Consider the following 16,345-nt stretch of genomic DNA (forward strand, 5'->3'; position numbering starts at 1 on the left):
GTGGTTCGCGTTCGGCTTGACACACTCCAAGGGAAGATAAATTGATCGTCGTGGCCGGGTTGATCCCGGCCATCGACGTCTTTGAGGAGTTGTTGCCGTGCCCAAACCCCCCGCCGCGTGCCTGATCGGATGGCCGGCTGCTCATTCGCGCTCGCCGCTGATCCATCATTACTGGCTGCGGACGCTCGGCATCGCGGGCGGCTATGTCATCGAGGCGGTGCCGCCCGACGAGTTTAAGGATTTCATCTTCCGGCTGTCGCTGCGCGGCTTCGCCGGCGCCAACGTCACCATTCCGCACAAGGAACGCGCGCTTTCGTTGTCGAAGCCGGATGAGCGCGCCTGCGCGGTCGGCGCCGCCAATACGCTGTGGTTCGCCGATGGCGAGTTGCGCTCGACCAATACCGACGTCGAAGGCTTTATCAACAATCTCGACGCCAGCGCGCCCGGCTGGGACACAAGCGAAGAGGCGCTGGTGCTCGGCGCCGGCGGTGCGGCGCGCGCGGTGGTGTTCGGATTGCTCGACCGCGGCATCAAGCGCGTGCATCTGGCTAATCGCACGATCGCGCGCGCCCGGTCGCTCGCGGATCAGTTCGGCGCGAGCGTTCTGCCGGTGGCGTGGGATGCGCTCGGCGATCTGCTGCCGCGCGCCGGTCTGGTGGTGAATACGACATCGCTCGGCATGAAGGGTCAGCCGCCGCTCCAACTCGATGTCGGGCAGTTGCCGTCATACGCCATCGTCGCCGATCTCGTATATGTGCCGCTCGACACGCCATTGCTGACGGCTTCACGCGCCCGCGGCCTCAAGACCGCCGACGGGCTCGGCATGCTGCTGCACCAGGCGGTGCGCGGCTTCGAATTGTGGTTCGGCCGGCGCCCCGAGGTGACGCCGGAACTTCGCGCGCTGGTCGAGGCCGATCTCACGAAATACATGATCGGTTGATCGCAGAGACTTGAGCCGGAATTTTTTTGAAACGCCGGGGTCAATGGTTACGTCACTGCCGCCACGGGAGACTCCAGCATGTCCGTCAATCGCCTTCAGCTCGTTCGCTTGCTTGCCGCCGTTGCGATGGTTGCCGGCTCCACGCTTTACGCGATCGCCCAGCAGCCGCCCACGCCGACGCGCGTTCGCGGCACCATCGAGGCCGTCGAGGGCGACGTGCTCGCCGTGAAGTCGCGCGGCGGCGAGGACGTCAGGCTGCATATGACCGGCGATCTCAGAATCGTGGGGATCAGCAAAATCTCGCTGTCGGACATCAAGGTCGGTTCCTTCATCGGCACCACCACGGTGCCGGGACCGGACGGCAGCCAGAACGCGGTGGAGGTGCATGTATTTCCGGAAGCCATGCGCGGCACCGGCGAGGGGTCGCGGCCCTATGATCTCCGCCCCAACTCCACCATGACCAACGCAACAGTGGCGGAATCGGTGGTCGGCAATGACGGTCATACCCTGATGATCAAATACAAGGACGGCGAGAAGAAAGTCGTGGTCTCCCCGGAGACACCTGTCGTGACCTACGTTCCCGCCGACAAGTCCGACCTCAAGCCCGGCGCCAAGGTGATCGCCTTCATGAAGAAGCTGCCGGACGGCTCGTTCGAGACCAACCGCGTCAGCGTCGGCCGCGACGGGCTGACCCCGCCGATGTGAATTAGCCGCCTGGAATAGCTGCTCACTTGCGGTGTTTGAGTTGAGTTGGGCGCCAAATACATCTCGGGAGGAATACCATGCTGAAATCTTCTTCACGGCCGCGCCTGCTCGCGGCCTCGCTCGGCCTTGCCGCTCTGTTTGCAACGGAGGTGTGGGCGCAGCAGCCGCCGGCGGTCCGCATTCGTGGCACCATCGAGGCCGTCGACGGGCCCATGCTGTCGGTCAAATCGCGCGAAGGCACCGACATGAAGGTGCGTGTCACCGACAATGTCGCGGTGTTCGGCGTGGCCAAGACCGAATTGTCTGAGATCAAGGAAGGCTCCTATATCGGCGTCACCGCGATGCCGGAGCCGGACGGCACCCAGAAGGCGGTCGCGGTGCATATTTTCCCGGAAAACCAGCGCGGCGCGGCGGAAGGTTTTAGGCCTTGGGATCAGCGGCCGAACTCGACCATGACCAATGCCACCGTCGCCCAGACGGTGAAGGGCACCGACGGCCAGAACATCCTGGTCAAATACAAGGACGGCGAGAAGAAGGTCGTGGTGCCGGAGGGTACGCCTGTCGTTACCTTCGTCGCCGGCGACAAGTCCGAACTGAAGCCGGGCGCGAAGATCATCATCTTCGGGGCGGTGAAGAAGGACGACGGCACGCTGGAAGCCAATCGCGTCAACGTCGGCCGCGACGGGATCACGCCACCGATGTGAGGCGGAGCCCTTCCTTACGTCCCTTCTCCCCCAAGGGGGAGAAGGGAGAAAGGAAGCTTCGCCTGGCCGGCGATAACGCGCCTCAATTCGGCAACGTGCGAGTGATATGGGGCTTTAGTGTCAGCAGATCGGTGAAGGCGTCGGCTTGCCGCCGCAGCTCGTCGGCTATCATTGACGGTTGGCTCGATATCGTCGAGACGACTGTTACCCGAACACCGCGGCGCTGGATCGCTTCAACCAGCCTCCGATAATCGCCGTCGCCGGAGAAGAGCACCATCTCGTCGATCTGCTCCGCCATCTCCATGGCGTCGACGGTCAGTTCAATTTCCATTTTGCCTTTGGCGCGGCGACGGCCATTGCCATCGATGAACTCCTTCGTTGCCTTGGTGACGACGGTGTATCCGTTGTAATCCAGCCAGTCGATCAATGGCTTGACGACGGAGGTGTTCTGGCCCTCGATGAGGCAGGTGTAATAAAAGGCGCGCAGAAGCTCGCCGCGGCCTTCGAACTCATTCCGCAATCGCCGATAGTCGATGTCAAAACCGAGCGTCCTTGCGGTCGCGTGCAGATTCGAGCCGTCGATGAAGAGTGCTATTCTGTTGTGGCGAGAAGGCATGCGAAAAAACTGCTTTGATTCAAATCAACTGGAACTGGTCGCGAACTGCGGCTAGGCTAATGACGTCGTTGATGCGAGCATCAGGTTATATTGGACGCCAAACAGCAGGTCTTGTGATTGCTGGCCAACGATTTGGCTCTTGAGGCCAACTTTCGTGATCGCAACGAGCATTCTGACCGAACAAACGCCGAGGGCCGATGCGTCCTGATGAGCGAAATCGCTTCGCTTCGATACCGAGCGCAACTGGCGGTATCGCGCGGCTGGCATGTACGGTCCTGTCCAAGGCGGAAAAACCCTTGGCGCCTCTGCTGGCGGCCGCGGGCCTCACGACCGCCGAGATAAATGATGCGAGCCGACGGCTGGAGGTGAAGGCCCAGATCAAGGTGCTTGAGCTGGCGGCGGAGGCGGTCGGTGACGATCTTCTTGGATTTCATCTGGCGCGCGACTTTGAGCTCGGCGAAATCGGCTTGCCCTACTATGTGATGGCATCATCGGAATCTCTCGCGGAGGCTCTGCGCAACGCCGAGCGATACAGCGCAGTTGCCAATGAAGGCGTTCGCCTGAAAGTTCGGGAGGATCGCGACGCGGTTATCGAAATTGAGTACGCCAATGTTGATCGGAGTTCCGATCGCCATCAGATCGAATTCTGGATGGTGGCGCTGGTCCGGATCTGCCGGAAAATAACCGATTGCCGGTTGGCGCCGCTTCGCGTCGGTCTCAGGCATTCGCGAAAGAGCGCACCGCCGGAATTCAACGCGTTCCTGGGATGTGAAGTCGATTTCCGGAGCAATGCCGACGAAATCGTTCTTTCAAAAACTATTTTTTCTCTGCCTGTCGTCGGCGGCGATCCCCATCTGCACAACCTTCTCGTTGGTTATGCGAACGAAGTGCTTGCGCGCCGGTCGGCACTAAGTGCTGTCGGTGCTCGATCAAAGGTGGAAGACGCGCTGATCAAGTCGTTGCCCCATGGGCGCGCCAGCGCCCTCGAAGTCGCGCGGCAGCTTGGAATGAGCCGTCGAACGCTGACGCGTGCGCTTTCGGGCGAGGGGACTTCATTCTCGGAGGTGCTGGAGCAGCTGCGGGAAGCTCTTGCCAAACGCTATCTGCGGGAAAGGGAATTGCCGGTTTCCCAAATAGCGTGGCTTCTCGGCTATCGGGAAATGAGCTCGTTCACCCATGCCTGCAAGCGATGGACCGGAATGACGCCGAGACGGTTGCGTCTGGCTGATCTTCCGTCTGCAAACTAGCTGCAGATCGATGTCGGTCGCGACGGGATTACACCGCCGATGTGAGGGCTGTCCGTGCAAATCTCTCAACGGGTCGTCCCCGCGAACGCGGGGACCCATAACCACAACTGTTCATTGTGGAGGAAAGGCGTCTACCACATCGCTTAAACCGATGGACCGCGGCGTATGGGTCCCCGCTTTCGCGGGGACGACGATAGAGTTTGCTTCGCCGCAGCCTCACACCGCCAGCAAATTATCGTCGATCTCGGCAATGGTGTTGACGCCGCACAATCCCATGGTGGTGAGCATTTCCTTGGCGATGATGTCGAGCGCCTTGGCGACGCCGGCCTGTCCGCCGGCGCCCAGGCCATAGGCATAGGCGCGGCCGATCATGCAGGATTTGGCGCCGAGCGCGAGCGCGCGCACGACGTCCTGGCCGGAGCGGATGCCACTGTCGAACATGATCTCCATCTTCGAGCCGACGGTGTCGACGATTTCGGGAAGCACCTCGATCGACGACGGCGCGCCGTCGAGCTGGCGACCGCCATGGTTGGACACGACAAGCGCCTGCGCGCCGGTCTTGGCGGCTTCCTCGGCGTCCTCGACGTCGAGAATGCCTTTGAGGATCAGCTTGCCCGGCCAGATCGAGCGGATCCAGTCGATGTCCTTCCAGTTCAGCGAGGTGTCGAACTGCGACGCCGTCCATTCCGACAGCTTGGTGAGATCCTCGGTGCCTTTGACGTGGCCGACGATGTTGCCGAAGCTGCGGCGCTTGCCGCGCAGCACGCCGGCAACCCATGACGGCTTGCTGGCGAAGTCGAGCAGTTTCGACAGCGACCATTCCGGCGGCACCGTCATGCCGTTCTTGATGTCCTGGTGGCGCTGCCCGATCACCTGCAAATCGACGGTCAGCACCAGCGCCGAGCATTTCGCCGCGATCGCGCGCTCGATCAGCGCCTTGATGAAGCCGCGGTCCTTCATCACGTAGAGCTGGAACCAGAACGGCTTGTCGACGGCGGCTGCGATATCCTCGATCGAGCAGATCGACATCGTGCTCTGGGTAAAGGGAATGCCGGCGGCCTGCGCGGCGCGGCAGGCGTGAATCTCGCCGTCAACGTGCTGCATGCCGAGCAGGCCGACCGGCGCGAGGATCAACGGCATCGCAGCCGGCTCGCCGAGGATCGTGGTGGAGAGGTCGCGCCTGGAGACGTCGACCAGGATGCGCTGGCGGAACTTGATCTGCGCAAGGTCCTCGGAATTGGCGCGCAGCGTGTCCTCGGTGTAGGAGCCGCGGTCGGCGTAGTCGAAAAACGCCTTGGGAACCCTGCGCTTGTGCAACTGGCGCAGATCCTCAATGCAGGTGATGTGCTTCATGGACGTCCCCGGCCCTCGTTGAATTTTCTTCGCTGGTCGTCATCTAGCACGGTTAATTGGCAAGCCAAATCTCATCTCACCGCATCTCTTGGGCGCCATTCTGACCGGAGGACATCCCATGACCAGACCGCGCAGTGTTGCCCTGCCGAGACCGGCTCGGCCGATCGCGAGGAAAACGGGCGGCTCGACAACGCTGCGGAGGAGGGCTGTAAGAGACCTTTCCGGGGTCCGGCCCGGTCAATGTCACCCAGCCAGCGGCCTCGAAGGGGGACAGCCACGTCAAGCGGGGCGGCCGGCGGTCGTGATCCCGGGCGGGTGAGTGGCTATAATTTCCAATAATAACAGAAGCTTATGTGTTGATCGTGGCCGCTTCCGGCGGTAATGATTCATCATATTTTTTGAAGCCATTTTAGCCACCGAGGGATTATAACCCATGCACGCTACGATGGAGGGCGTTCGGGGATTCGTGGCCGTGATGGCCTTGAACGAAGACCTGGAATCGCTGGGGGTCACATGAGCCGCAAATATTTCGGTACCGACGGAATTCGGGGCCGTGCCAATGGTCTGATTACGCCTGAGCTTGCGCTCAAGGTGGGGCAGGCGGCTGGGCTGGTGTTTCAGCGTGGCGATCACCGCCACCGCGTCGTGATCGGCAAGGACACCCGGCTCTCCGGCTACATGATCGAATACGCCATGGTGGCCGGCTTTACTTCCGTCGGCATGGATGTGCTGCTGCTCGGTCCGATGCCGACGCCGGCGGTCGCGATGCTGACCAAGTCGATGCGCGCCGATCTCGGCGTGATGATTTCAGCTTCCCACAATCTGTTCGAGGACAACGGCATCAAGCTGTTCGGTCCGCAGGGCTTCAAGCTTTCCGACGATGTCGAAAAGCAGATCGAGCAGCTGCTCGACGAGCCGATCGACCGCCGTCTGGCGCAGAGCGCCAGCCTCGGGCGCGCCCGCCGTATCGACGGCGTTCATGACCGCTACATCGAATTCGCCAAGCGCACGCTGCCGCGCGAGCTCTCGCTCGACGGCCTGCGCGTCGTGATCGATTGCGCGCACGGTGCGGCCTACAAGGTGGTGCCGGAAGCGCTGTGGGAACTGGGCGCGGACGTGATTGCGATCGGGGTCGAACCCGATGGATTCAACATCAACAAGGAATGCGGTTCGACCGCGCCGGAAGCCCTTGCCAAGAAGGTGCGCGAGATGCGCGCCGACATCGGCATCGCGCTCGACGGCGACGCCGATCGCGTCATCCTGGTCGATGAGCGCGGCCATGTGGTCGACGGCGACCAGTTGCTCGCAGTGATCGCGCAAAGCTGGAAGGACGACGGCCGTCTCGCCAAGCCCGGCATCGTCGCCACCGTGATGTCCAATCTTGGGCTCGAGCGCTTCCTTGAAGGGCAGGGCATCGGCATGGTGCGCACGCCGGTCGGCGACCGCTACGTGCTCGAGCAAATGCTCAAGCAGGGCTACAATCTCGGCGGCGAGCCTTCGGGTCATATCATTCTCTCCGACTACGCCACCACGGGCGACGGCTTCGTCGCAGCGCTTCAGGTGCTGGCCGTGGTGCAAAAGCTTCGCCGTCCGGTGTCGGAAGTCTGCCACCGTTTCGATCCGCTGCCGCAGATTCTGAAGAACGTGCGCTACCGCAGCGGCAAACCGCTCGACCATGCCGAGGTGAAATCGGCGATCCTGGACGGCGAGAATCGCCTCAACGGCCACGGGCGGCTCCTGGTCCGTTCGTCCGGCACCGAGCCCGTAATCCGCGTGATGGGCGAGGGCGACGATCGCATCCTGGTCGAGGACGTCGTCGATCAGATCGTCACCGCGCTCGGCCACGCCGCGGCGGCATAAGCCTGCTTTATTCTGAGGGCGCGTGATTCCTGATCGCTCGTGGGCGGCAATGCATCGCAGCCATCGGCTATTGGTGCTGGTCGCGTTTGCGTGCGCGACGTAGAACTCGAAGAGTTGCCGTCAACGAATCTTTTTCCGGGACTGCGCCCCTTGAACAAACCCGTCATCGTCTCAGAGGAAACGCTGACTGCGCCGGTGGTTGTGCCGGATGCTGCGCCGGGCCTTGCCGCCAAAGCGGCTGTCGCAGGGCCGGCCTATGTCGTGCTGACCGGCATCAGCTTCTCGCATTTCCTCAACGACACCATGCAATCGTTGATCGCCTCGGTCTATCCGATCCTGAAAGACGCTTACGCTCTGGATTACGGGCAGATCGGCATGATCACGCTGGCGTTCCAGTTCACTGCGTCGCTGCTGCAGCCCGTCGTCGGGCATTTCACCGACAAGAAGGCGCAGCCGTTCTCGCTTGCGATCGGCATGGGTTTTACGTTTTTCGGATTGCTGCTGCTCAGCGTCGCGGCGCGCTATCCCGTCATCCTGATCGCAGCCGCCTTGGTCGGCCTCGGCTCGGCAGTGTTCCATCCGGAGTCGGCGCGGATCGCGCGTCTCGCTTCGGGCGGGCGTTATGGTTTTGCGCAATCGGTGTTTCAGCTCGGCGGCAGTTTTGGCACGTCGATGGGGCCGGTGCTGGCGGCGCTGATCGTGGTGCCGTTCGGCCAGCCCTCGATCGCCTGGTTTTCATCGATCGCGTTTCTGGCGATCGTGATCCTGTGGCGGATCGGCGTCTGGTACAAGCCGCAGATCGCGACCAAGAAATCCGTGGCGGTCGAGCGGCATCCGGACCACCCGGATTCGCGGCGCGTCAAAATCGCGCTCGCGGTGCTGGTCGCACTGCTGTTTTCAAAGCAGCTCTACGTGTCGAGCCTGTCGAGTTATTACATCTTCTATCTGATCGACAGGTTTCAGGTGTCGACGCAGGCGGCCCAGCTCTATCTCTTCATCTTCCTTGCCGCCAATGCGGCGGGGGCGTTCTTTGGCGGGCCACTCGGTGACCGCTACGGCCGCAAATACGTCCTCTGGTTCTCGATCCTCGGCGCGCTGCCGTTCACGCTGGCGCTGCCCTACGCCGGCCTGGTCGGAAGCGCAGTGCTGACCGTGTTCATCGGCCTGATCCTTTCGTCGGCGACGTCGTCGATCATCGTGTTCGCGCAGGAACTGGTGCCGCACCGTTTCGGGATGATCTCCGGCGTGTTCTTCGGCGTCGCCTTCGGCATCGGCGGACTTGGCGCAGCCGTGCTCGGCAGGCTTGCCGATCACACCAGCATCGCTTTCGTCTATCACCTCTGCTCGTTCCTGCCGGCGCTCGGGCTGCTCGCGGTGTTCCTGCCGAAGATGCATCAGCCCTCCTTGTGTTAGGCGTGCGTCGTCGGCGCTGCGGTCGCGTCAACAAAACCTTAACAGCACGCGATAGCGAGCGGCTTGCTTCAATACATCGTTAGGACGTGTGGCGATTTTCGCCATTCCTCGTGCTGCGAATGCAGCGTCTAGCGCGTCGCGAACAGGCGCGTCAGAATAATGGTCAGAGATTGTCAACCTTAATAATTAGGGTTAAGCGCCGCTTAAACATTTAATGCGATCGTCCGTCCGTGAGTTTTTGAAGTGGGGCCCATTGCAGTCGGCCTCACCGGACAAAAGGACGAAGCCCATGCGTAGCGTTAAGTCTTTCATTGCCGCCGGTGCGGCCACATTGTTATCCCAAGCGGCGTTTGCTGCCGACATGGCGATCGCGCCTCCGCCTTATGCGCCCCCCGTGGTCGAGGATTTCGGCGGCTGGTATCTGCGCGGCGACATCGGCTTCTCTAATCAGCGTGTCGGTCGTCTGAACAACCTGGATGACGCCAGGCTTACCTCGTCGGTGCAGACCAACAACTTCAACACCGCCGGCATCTTCGGCCTCGGCGTCGGTTACAGGGTCAACAACTGGTTCCGCGCTGACGTCACCGGTGAATATCGCGGCAACTCGCAGTTCTTCGGCACCGATCGCATCACCTATGTCGGCGGCGTCGGCACCGACACCTATCACGCGACAAAGAACGAGTGGGTCGTGCTCGCCAACGCCTATGTCGATCTCGGTACCTGGTGGTGCATCACCCCGTTCATCGGCGCCGGCGTCGGTGGCGCGCGGGTTGCGATCAATGGCTTCACCGATCAGGGCATCGCCAATAATGGCGGCGGTGCGCTGCCCGGTCTCGCCTTCGGCGACAGCGTCGCGAAGTGGAATTTTGCCTGGGCGGCCCATGCCGGTCTCGCCTACAAGGTCACGCCGAACTTCACCGTCGAACTCGCCTATCGCTATCTCGACATGGGCGACGGTCTGACCGGCGATCTCCGCACCTTCGACGGCGTTAACCTGCGCAACAATCCGATGACCTTCAAGAACATCACCTCGCATGACCTGAAGCTCGGCGTGCGCTGGGATCTCACCAGCCCGCAGGTCTACGCACCGCCGCCGATCATCCGCAAAGGTTAATTGCAGCTTCCATTCGTTAACGGTTGCCGAACGGCGCGGGGCACTTCCCGCGCCGTTTTGCTTTTGGCGCGTGGCATCGTGCGCGCGGCGGCCGACGCAGAATTTGCGTCAGCTTTCCGACAAGATCTCGCCAATCGCACGCCGCGACAACGATTGGTTAAGGTTAACAGGCGATGATCAACGCCAAGTTCAGAGTTTCGGATGGAGCGTTGCAATGCGTCGATTTTTGTTGGTGGCGGTGATGTGCGGAGCGGCGAGTGTCGCCCAGGCGGCCGATATGCCGGACCTGCCGTTTCTGCGCGGCAGCTTCACCGATGGCCTGACCAGCACCAGGGTCAACTGGCAGGGCTACTATGTCGGCGGCCAGGTGAGCTACGGCTCGGTCACTTCAAAGGTAGCGCCCGGCGCCAACGGCGACCTGCAATCGAGCTTCATTCCGCCGAATAATGTCGGCTACAACTGGCAACCGCTGCCCAACGCCCACAGCAACACCACCGGCTTTGGCGGCTTTGTCGGATACAATTCGCAGTGGGAAGACGTCGTCGTCGGCGTCGAGGCGAATTACATTCATGATGGAATCCGTTCGATTTCAGATTCGTTTGGGGTGCGGCATAATGCCGACCTCTCGATCCAAAGCCTGGCCCATTCGAACGCGGTCGTAAAACTCTCGGATTTCGGCTCGCTGCGCGTCCGCGGCGGCTACGTCATGGGATGCTTCCTGCCTTATCTGTTTGCCGGCACCGGCTTCGGCAGCCAGACCGTCGACCGCACCATTTCGGCCTTCCCGTATCCGGTGCTGCCGGGGACGAGCGCCGCCAGCAAGACCAAGCTGGTCTATGGCTACAGCGTCGGCGCTGGCTTCGACGTGATGCTGGTGGGCGGCCTGTTCATGCGCGCCGAATACGAATATCGCCGGGTGACGTCGGATATCGAATCCAACATCAACACGGTCCGCGCCGGCCTCGGCTATAAATTCTGATCCCGTCGCGACGGCGCCGATCCGGCACCGTTGACAGATTCGCCGCCGCCTGTTGCAGTGCCGCCGTAAAGAGGGCGGCACATGAAGGTCTACGGCGATACCAATTCCGGCAACTGCCTGAAGGTGAAGTGGGTGTGCGACCACCTCGCGCTGCCCTACACCTGGATAGCGGTCGACACCCTCAAGGGCGAGACGCGCACCGCGGAGTTCCTGAAGCTCAACGGCGCCGGCCAGGTGCCCGCGATCGAACTCGATGACGGCCGTTCACTGGCGCAATCCAACGCCATCATCCGTTATCTCGCCCGTGGTTCTCGCCTCATCCCGCAGGATGCGTTCGCGGAAGGCAAGATGGACGAATGGCTGTTCTGGGAACAGTACAGCCATGAGCCGTACATTGCCGTCTGCCGCTTCCAGATGTTCTATCTGGGCAAGCCGGCTTCCGACCTCGATCCCGACAAGGTCAAGCGCGGCTATACGGCGCTGGCACGGATGGAGCACCAGCTCGCCATCACGCCATTTCTGGCCGGCGACGCCGTCACGCTCGCCGACATATCGCTGCTGGCCTATACCCGCGTGGCGCATGAAGGCGGCTTTCATCTCGACGGCTATGCCGCGTTGCGCCGCTGGATCGGCGCGACCGAAAAATTCCTCGGCCTGCCGCCGGCGCGCTGATCTCACCGGAAATCGTCATGTCTGCTATCTCTGAGGTCACCATCCGCCGTGCCCGCCGCGAGGACGTAGGCCTCATCGTTGCCATGCTGGCGGACGATCCGCTCGGCGGCGGCCGTGAGCGGATCGAACATCCGCTGCCGCAGTCCTATTTCAGGGCATTTGAAGCGGTCGACCGCGACCTGAACATTCAGCTTGTCGTCGCCGAGGACGGCGAGGGCGCCGTGGTCGGGTGCCTGCAACTCTGCATCTTGCCGGGGCTGAGCTCACAGGGCGCCTCGCGCGGCCTGATCGAGGATGTCCGTGTCGCCAAACATTGCCGCAGCCGCGGCATCGGCGAGCAGATGGTGCAGTGGGCGGCCGTGGAAGCGCGGGCCAAGGGATGCAAGCTGGTCGAATTGCTGACCCATCACACCCGCGTCGATGCGCAGCGATTTTACGAGCGGCTGGGCTTTGCGCGCAGCCATGTCGGCATGACCTTGCGATTTTGATCGCCATACGCTTTCGCACGAAGCGTGCCCTCGAACTTGATCCGGGGGTGGAATCAGGTTCGCGTAAGGAAGACGCATCTGAATGAAAGTCAGCCAACTGCGGTTGAAGTGTATTTGCGACGAATGCCTGAGGTAGTCGTCACTGTGCGATCCGGTTAACAACCGGTAAACTACGCGTGCGTACGTGATTTTACGGACCGGAACGTCTCCGCTATGCCAGCGTCTCCCATGGGGCTTAGGGCAGCTTGGGGGATTTCCGATGAAAAATTATTCGATAGTCCGGATCGGACACGAGTATGTCGTGCAGGCCGGCGCAGCGAGCATTCTGAAGGTCTCAAGCCGGCGGGAGGCCGCCAAATTGGTCACCGATGCAGCCGAATTGCTGGAGCAGGAGCCGGCCGAGCCTGCGACCGAAGGCGCATCAATCGGCTGCGATTCCCGGGACATACCCGATCCCCCGGGAGACGTCCCTGATCCCGCCGCCGAACTTCCTTGACGATCGGGCGCGATTCCCTTAATCACCGCCGCGGGACACCTCCCCCCAACGGGAGGCTTACTATCTGGAAGGATAGATCATGACCGTAGCGAAGCCCGCTTCGCGGCCGAACGTGCCGCATTTTTCCTCCGGCCCCTGTGCCAAGCGCCCCGGCTGGAACCCCCAAAATCTCAAGGACGCAGCCCTCGGCCGCTCGCATCGCGCGAAGGTCGGCAAGACCAAGCTCAAGCTCGCGATCGAACTGACGCGCGAAGTGCTTGAAGTGCCCGCCGACTACAAGATCGGCATCGTGCCGGCGTCCGATACCGGCGCGGTCGAAATGGCGCTGTGGTCGCTGCTCGGCGCGCGTCCCGTCACCACCATCGCCTGGGAATCCTTCGGCGAGGGCTGGGTCAGCGATATCATCAAGGAATTGAAGCTGAAGGACGTCACCAAGCTGCATGCCGGCTATGGCGATCTTCCGGATCTCTCCAAGGTCGATCCGGCGTCCGACATCGTCTTCACCTGGAACGGCACGACGTCTGGCGTGCGCGTGCCGAACGCCGACTGGATCAGCGCGAGCCGCGAAGGCCTCACCATTTGCGACGCGACGTCGGCCGCTTTCGCGCAGCCGCTCGATTTTGCAAAGCTCGATGTGGTGACGTTCTCCTGGCAGAAGGCGCTGGGCGGCGAAGCCGCGCACGGCATGCTGATCCTTAGCCCGCGCGCGGTGGAGCGGCTTGAGACCTACAAGCCGGCATGGCCGCTGCCGAAGATTTTCCGCCTGACCAAGGGCGGCAAGCTCAACCAGGGCATCTTCGAGGGCGAGACCATCAACACGCCGTCGATGCTGTGCGTCGAGGACTATCTCGATGCGCTGAACTGGGCGAAATCGATCGGCGGCCTCAAGGCCCTGATCGCGCGCGCCGACGCCAACACCAAGGCGCTGGCCGACTGGAAGGCGAAGACGCCGTGGATCGATTTCCTGGCAAAGGAACCCTCGATCCGTTCCAACACTTCGGTGTGCCTGAAGTTCACAGATCCCGCGATCACTTCCCTGACGGCGGATGCGCAGGCCGAGTTCTCCAAGAAGCTCGTCGCTCTCGTGGAGAAGGAAGGCGCCGGTTACGACTTCGCCTATTACCGCGATGCGCCGGCGGGCCTGCGGATCTGGTGCGGCGCCACCGTGGAAGCCTCCGACGTCGCGCTGCTGACGCAGTGGATCGACTGGGCGTTCGCCGAGACCAAGGCCGCGCTGCCGAAGGCGGCTTGACGTTAAGGCAGCGTGAAGTTCGGCCGTGCGGATTTTCCGCACGGCAATACCTTTCACAGGCCATCCCATGTTCGAACCTGAGAACGACATCGAGCGCTTGCTGATCCGTGCATCGGCGGAGCCGGCTGAACGGCCGGCTTTCGCCCGCGCGTTGATGGATGCAGAAATTGTCCTGGTGCTGGTTCCCGAAGGCGGTGATCCGATCATCCCCGGGCCCGACGGACACGCCGTTATCCCTGAGGATACCAAGATGGTCTTGCCGAGCGCGGTGCGCGGCGAGGAAAGGCTGATTCCGTTCTTCACCGCGCGATCGCGGGCGCAAGCCTGGTACAGGAATGACCACGTCGTGGTGCCGGAGCGGACCCGCGATCTGTTTGCCCGCTATCCCGGCGCGCCGTTCGTGCTCAATCCCGGCTCCGACTACGGCAAGGATTATACGCCGGGCGAGGTGGCACGGATGCTGGCGGGCGATTTCGACTTGAGCGGCCTGCAGGCTGTCACGACGCGGGCGCCGCAGCAGATCTTGCTGACGCATCCCAAGGAAATCCCAACCGCACTGATCGAGGCGCTCGCGCGCGAATTCGCGGGCCTCAAATCCGTCCGCGGCGCCTGGCTGATGCTGGCGATGCGCGGCGGCGAGGCCGAACAGAGCTGGATGCTGGGCGTCGATCACGAGGGGGCCTGGCAGGAAGTTCGCGATGCGATCGGCCGCGCCATCGTTGGCGATATCCTCGGCGGCCGCGTGCTCGATGCCATGCCACTCGACAGCAGTTCACTCGCCGTCACCTTGCGTTCCGGAATTCCCGTCACCGCCGCCAAGCACGGCTTTCTCCATTAGCTCTTCAGGTAAACCAAATGACAAAACCCAAAGTCCTCATTTCCGACGCGCTCTCTCCCGCCGCCGTGCAGATCTTCAGGGATCGCGGCGTCGAAGTCGACTTCCAGCCCAATCTCGGCAAGGACAAGGAAAAGCTCGCCGAGATCATCGGCAATTACGACGGGCTTGCGATCCGCTCCGCGACCAAGGCGACCGCGAAAATCATCGACAAGGCCACGAGACTCAAGGTGATCGGCCGCGCCGGCATCGGCGTCGACAATGTCGAAATTCCTGCGGCGACCGCCAAGGGCATCATCGTGATGAACACGCCGTTCGGCAATTCGATCACGACCGCCGAGCACGCCATCACGCTGATGCTGGCGCTGGCGCGTGAAATTCCGCAGGCCGACACCTCGACCCAGGCCGGCAAGTGGGAGAAGAACCGATTCATGGGTGTCGAGATCACCGGCAAGACGCTGGGCGTTATCGGCTGCGGCAATATCGGCGCGATCGCCGCCGACCGCGCGCTCGGCCTGAAAATGAAGGTGGTCGCGTTCGATCCGTTCCTGTCACCGGAGCGCGCCAAGGACATCGGGGTCGAGAAGGTCGAGCTCGACGAATTGTTCAAGCGCGCCGATTTCATCACGCTGCACACGCCGCTGACCGAGAAGACCAGGAACATCATCGACGCAGCGGCCATTGCAAAAATGAAGAAGGGCGTACGCATCATCAACTGCGCGCGGGGCGGCCTGGTCGACGAGCAGGCGCTGGTCGACGCGCTGAATTCCAAGCATGTCGCGGGCGCGGCCTTCGACGTGTTCGTCGAGGAGCCCGCCACCAAGAACGTGCTGTTCGGCCATCCCAACGTGATCTGCACCCCGCATCTCGGCGCCTCCACCACGGAAGCGCAGGAGAACGTCGCCCTGCAGGTCGCCGAACAGATGTCGGATTATCTCTTGACCGGCGCGATCTCGAACGCTGTGAATTTCCCCTCGATCACGGCCGAGGAAGCGCCGAAGCTGAAGCCCTTCATCGAACTCGCCGAAAAGCTCGGCTCGTTCGCGGGCCAGCTTACCGAAAGCGGAATTCTCAAGGTGGAGATCACCTACGAGGGAAATGTCGCCGGGATGAAGATCAAGGCGATCACCTCGGCGGTGCTGTCGGGCCTGCTGCGGCCGATGCTCGGCGACGTCAACGTGGTCTCCGCGCCGGTCGTCGCGAAAGAGCGCGGCATGGTGGTGGACGAGATCGTGCGCGCGGCGCAGAGCGATTACGAAAGCCTGATCACGGTCACCGTGACCACCGAACGGCAGGGACGCTCGGTGTCCGGCACGGTTTATCACGACGGCAAGCCGCGGCTGGTCGACATCAAGGGTATCCGGGTCGATGCCGAGTTCGGCAAGTCGATGATCTATGTCACAAACGAGGACAAGCCCGGCTTCATCGGCAGCTTCGCCGGCCTGCTCGGCGCCGCCAAGATCAACATCGCCACCTTCCATCTCGGCCGCGTCAAGCAGGGCGGCGACGCCATCGCGCTGGTCGAGATCGACGGCCCTGTGCCCGCTGACGTGCTGGCCAAGGTGCAAGCCTTGCCCCAGGTGAAGCAGGCCAAGGCGCTGGTGTTCTAACCGCGCGTCGCTCTTTTCCCCTCAGAGGGCGGATTGCTTACCCTTCGCCGCGGTCCCGCCG

Annotated in this window: 15 protein-coding genes and 1 pseudogene; 14 read left to right on the forward strand and 2 right to left on the reverse strand. The window is 62.3% G+C overall.

Annotation, left to right across the window (positions count from 1 at the left end; genetic code table 11):
- Positions 1-97 precede the first annotated feature (97 nt).
- The 3 genes from ACVWVY_RS14915 (at position 98) to ACVWVY_RS14925 (ending at position 2,349) form a co-directional block, all read left to right on the forward strand.
- Positions 98-940, forward strand: coding sequence for a shikimate dehydrogenase (locus ACVWVY_RS14915; RefSeq protein WP_456627067.1), 843 nt, complete (start codon positions 98-100; stop codon positions 938-940).
- A 78-nt stretch (positions 941-1,018) separates the two neighbouring features.
- Positions 1,019-1,645: a hypothetical protein gene (locus ACVWVY_RS14920; protein ID WP_456627068.1), complete on the forward strand. Its 627-nt coding sequence runs from the start codon at positions 1,019-1,021 to the stop codon at positions 1,643-1,645.
- Positions 1,646-1,722: 77 nt separating this feature from the next.
- Positions 1,723-2,349: a hypothetical protein gene (locus ACVWVY_RS14925; RefSeq protein ID WP_456627069.1), complete on the forward strand. Its 627-nt coding sequence runs from the start codon at positions 1,723-1,725 to the stop codon at positions 2,347-2,349.
- A gap of 97 nt (positions 2,350-2,446) precedes the next feature.
- Here the strand turns inward: ACVWVY_RS14925 and ACVWVY_RS14930 are convergent.
- Positions 2,447-2,965: pseudogene (locus ACVWVY_RS14930) on the reverse strand (LabA-like NYN domain-containing protein); the annotation flags it as partial.
- Positions 2,966-3,261: 296 nt separating this feature from the next.
- Here ACVWVY_RS14930 and ACVWVY_RS14935 point away from each other — a divergent pair.
- Positions 3,262-4,212, forward strand: a complete 951-nt coding sequence (locus ACVWVY_RS14935; RefSeq protein WP_456627070.1) for an AraC family transcriptional regulator ligand-binding domain-containing protein — start codon at positions 3,262-3,264, stop codon at positions 4,210-4,212.
- Positions 4,213-4,428: 216 nt separating this feature from the next.
- Here ACVWVY_RS14935 and ACVWVY_RS14940 read toward each other — a convergent pair whose 3' ends face one another.
- On the reverse strand, positions 4,429-5,565 hold the full coding sequence (locus ACVWVY_RS14940) for an alpha-hydroxy acid oxidase (protein ID WP_456627071.1): 1,137 nt from the start codon (positions 5,563-5,565) through the stop codon (positions 4,429-4,431).
- A gap of 513 nt (positions 5,566-6,078) precedes the next feature.
- Between ACVWVY_RS14940 and glmM the strand changes: the two genes are divergently transcribed.
- From glmM to serA, 10 genes are all read left to right on the forward strand, one after another.
- The gene (glmM, locus tag ACVWVY_RS14945; RefSeq protein ID WP_456627072.1) at positions 6,079-7,425 is read left to right on the forward strand and encodes a phosphoglucosamine mutase; all 1,347 of its coding nucleotides are present in this window, start codon (positions 6,079-6,081) and stop codon (positions 7,423-7,425) included.
- A gap of 150 nt (positions 7,426-7,575) precedes the next feature.
- The gene (locus ACVWVY_RS14950; RefSeq protein ID WP_456627073.1) at positions 7,576-8,838 is read left to right on the forward strand and encodes an MFS transporter; all 1,263 of its coding nucleotides are present in this window, start codon (positions 7,576-7,578) and stop codon (positions 8,836-8,838) included.
- A gap of 289 nt (positions 8,839-9,127) precedes the next feature.
- Positions 9,128-9,952: an outer membrane protein gene (locus ACVWVY_RS14955; RefSeq protein ID WP_456627074.1), complete on the forward strand. Its 825-nt coding sequence runs from the start codon at positions 9,128-9,130 to the stop codon at positions 9,950-9,952.
- Between the two features lie 214 nt (positions 9,953-10,166).
- Entirely contained in the window at positions 10,167-10,931 is a 765-nt protein-coding gene (locus tag ACVWVY_RS14960) for an outer membrane protein (RefSeq protein WP_456627075.1), read from the forward strand.
- 81 nt (positions 10,932-11,012) lie between these two features.
- Positions 11,013-11,603, forward strand: a complete 591-nt coding sequence (locus ACVWVY_RS14965; RefSeq protein WP_456627076.1) for a glutathione S-transferase family protein — start codon at positions 11,013-11,015, stop codon at positions 11,601-11,603.
- A 17-nt stretch (positions 11,604-11,620) separates the two neighbouring features.
- Positions 11,621-12,091 carry a GNAT family N-acetyltransferase gene (locus ACVWVY_RS14970; protein WP_456627077.1) on the forward strand — a complete coding sequence of 157 codons (471 nt, stop codon included), beginning with the start codon at positions 11,621-11,623 and terminating at the stop codon, positions 12,089-12,091.
- A gap of 259 nt (positions 12,092-12,350) precedes the next feature.
- On the forward strand, positions 12,351-12,587 hold the full coding sequence (locus tag ACVWVY_RS14975) for a hypothetical protein (RefSeq protein WP_456627078.1): 237 nt from the start codon (positions 12,351-12,353) through the stop codon (positions 12,585-12,587).
- A gap of 79 nt (positions 12,588-12,666) precedes the next feature.
- Positions 12,667-13,839, forward strand: coding sequence for a phosphoserine transaminase (locus ACVWVY_RS14980; protein ID WP_456627079.1), 1,173 nt, complete (start codon positions 12,667-12,669; stop codon positions 13,837-13,839).
- A gap of 67 nt (positions 13,840-13,906) precedes the next feature.
- On the forward strand, positions 13,907-14,677 hold the full coding sequence (locus ACVWVY_RS14985) for an enhanced serine sensitivity protein SseB C-terminal domain-containing protein (RefSeq protein WP_456627080.1): 771 nt from the start codon (positions 13,907-13,909) through the stop codon (positions 14,675-14,677).
- A 17-nt stretch (positions 14,678-14,694) separates the two neighbouring features.
- A complete protein-coding gene (serA, locus tag ACVWVY_RS14990; protein WP_456627081.1) occupies positions 14,695-16,284 on the forward strand; it encodes a phosphoglycerate dehydrogenase in 1,590 nt (529 codons plus the stop codon).
- Positions 16,285-16,345 lie beyond the last annotated feature (61 nt).

The organism is Bradyrhizobium sp. URHC0002, from assembly GCF_054059515.1.

What these genes read in the sequence shown, in the direction of transcription:
- ACVWVY_RS14920 (WP_456627068.1), top strand. Translation starts at nt 1,019, where the DNA reads ATGTCCGTCAATCGCCTTCAGCTCGTTCGCTTGCTTGCCGCCGTTGCG.
- serA (WP_456627081.1), top strand. Translation starts at nt 14,695, where the DNA reads ATGACAAAACCCAAAGTCCTCATTTCCGACGCGCTCTCTCCCGCCGCC.
- ACVWVY_RS14985 (WP_456627080.1), top strand. Translation starts at nt 13,907, where the DNA reads ATGTTCGAACCTGAGAACGACATCGAGCGCTTGCTGATCCGTGCATCG.
- ACVWVY_RS14975 (WP_456627078.1), top strand. Translation starts at nt 12,351, where the DNA reads ATGAAAAATTATTCGATAGTCCGGATCGGACACGAGTATGTCGTGCAG.
- glmM (WP_456627072.1), top strand. Translation starts at nt 6,079, where the DNA reads ATGAGCCGCAAATATTTCGGTACCGACGGAATTCGGGGCCGTGCCAAT.
- ACVWVY_RS14925 (WP_456627069.1), top strand. Translation starts at nt 1,723, where the DNA reads ATGCTGAAATCTTCTTCACGGCCGCGCCTGCTCGCGGCCTCGCTCGGC.
- ACVWVY_RS14940 (WP_456627071.1), bottom strand. Translation starts at nt 5,565, where the DNA reads ATGAAGCACATCACCTGCATTGAGGATCTGCGCCAGTTGCACAAGCGC.
- ACVWVY_RS14970 (WP_456627077.1), top strand. Translation starts at nt 11,621, where the DNA reads ATGTCTGCTATCTCTGAGGTCACCATCCGCCGTGCCCGCCGCGAGGAC.
- ACVWVY_RS14965 (WP_456627076.1), top strand. Translation starts at nt 11,013, where the DNA reads ATGAAGGTCTACGGCGATACCAATTCCGGCAACTGCCTGAAGGTGAAG.
- ACVWVY_RS14960 (WP_456627075.1), top strand. Translation starts at nt 10,167, where the DNA reads ATGCGTCGATTTTTGTTGGTGGCGGTGATGTGCGGAGCGGCGAGTGTC.
- ACVWVY_RS14980 (WP_456627079.1), top strand. Translation starts at nt 12,667, where the DNA reads ATGACCGTAGCGAAGCCCGCTTCGCGGCCGAACGTGCCGCATTTTTCC.
- ACVWVY_RS14955 (WP_456627074.1), top strand. Translation starts at nt 9,128, where the DNA reads ATGCGTAGCGTTAAGTCTTTCATTGCCGCCGGTGCGGCCACATTGTTA.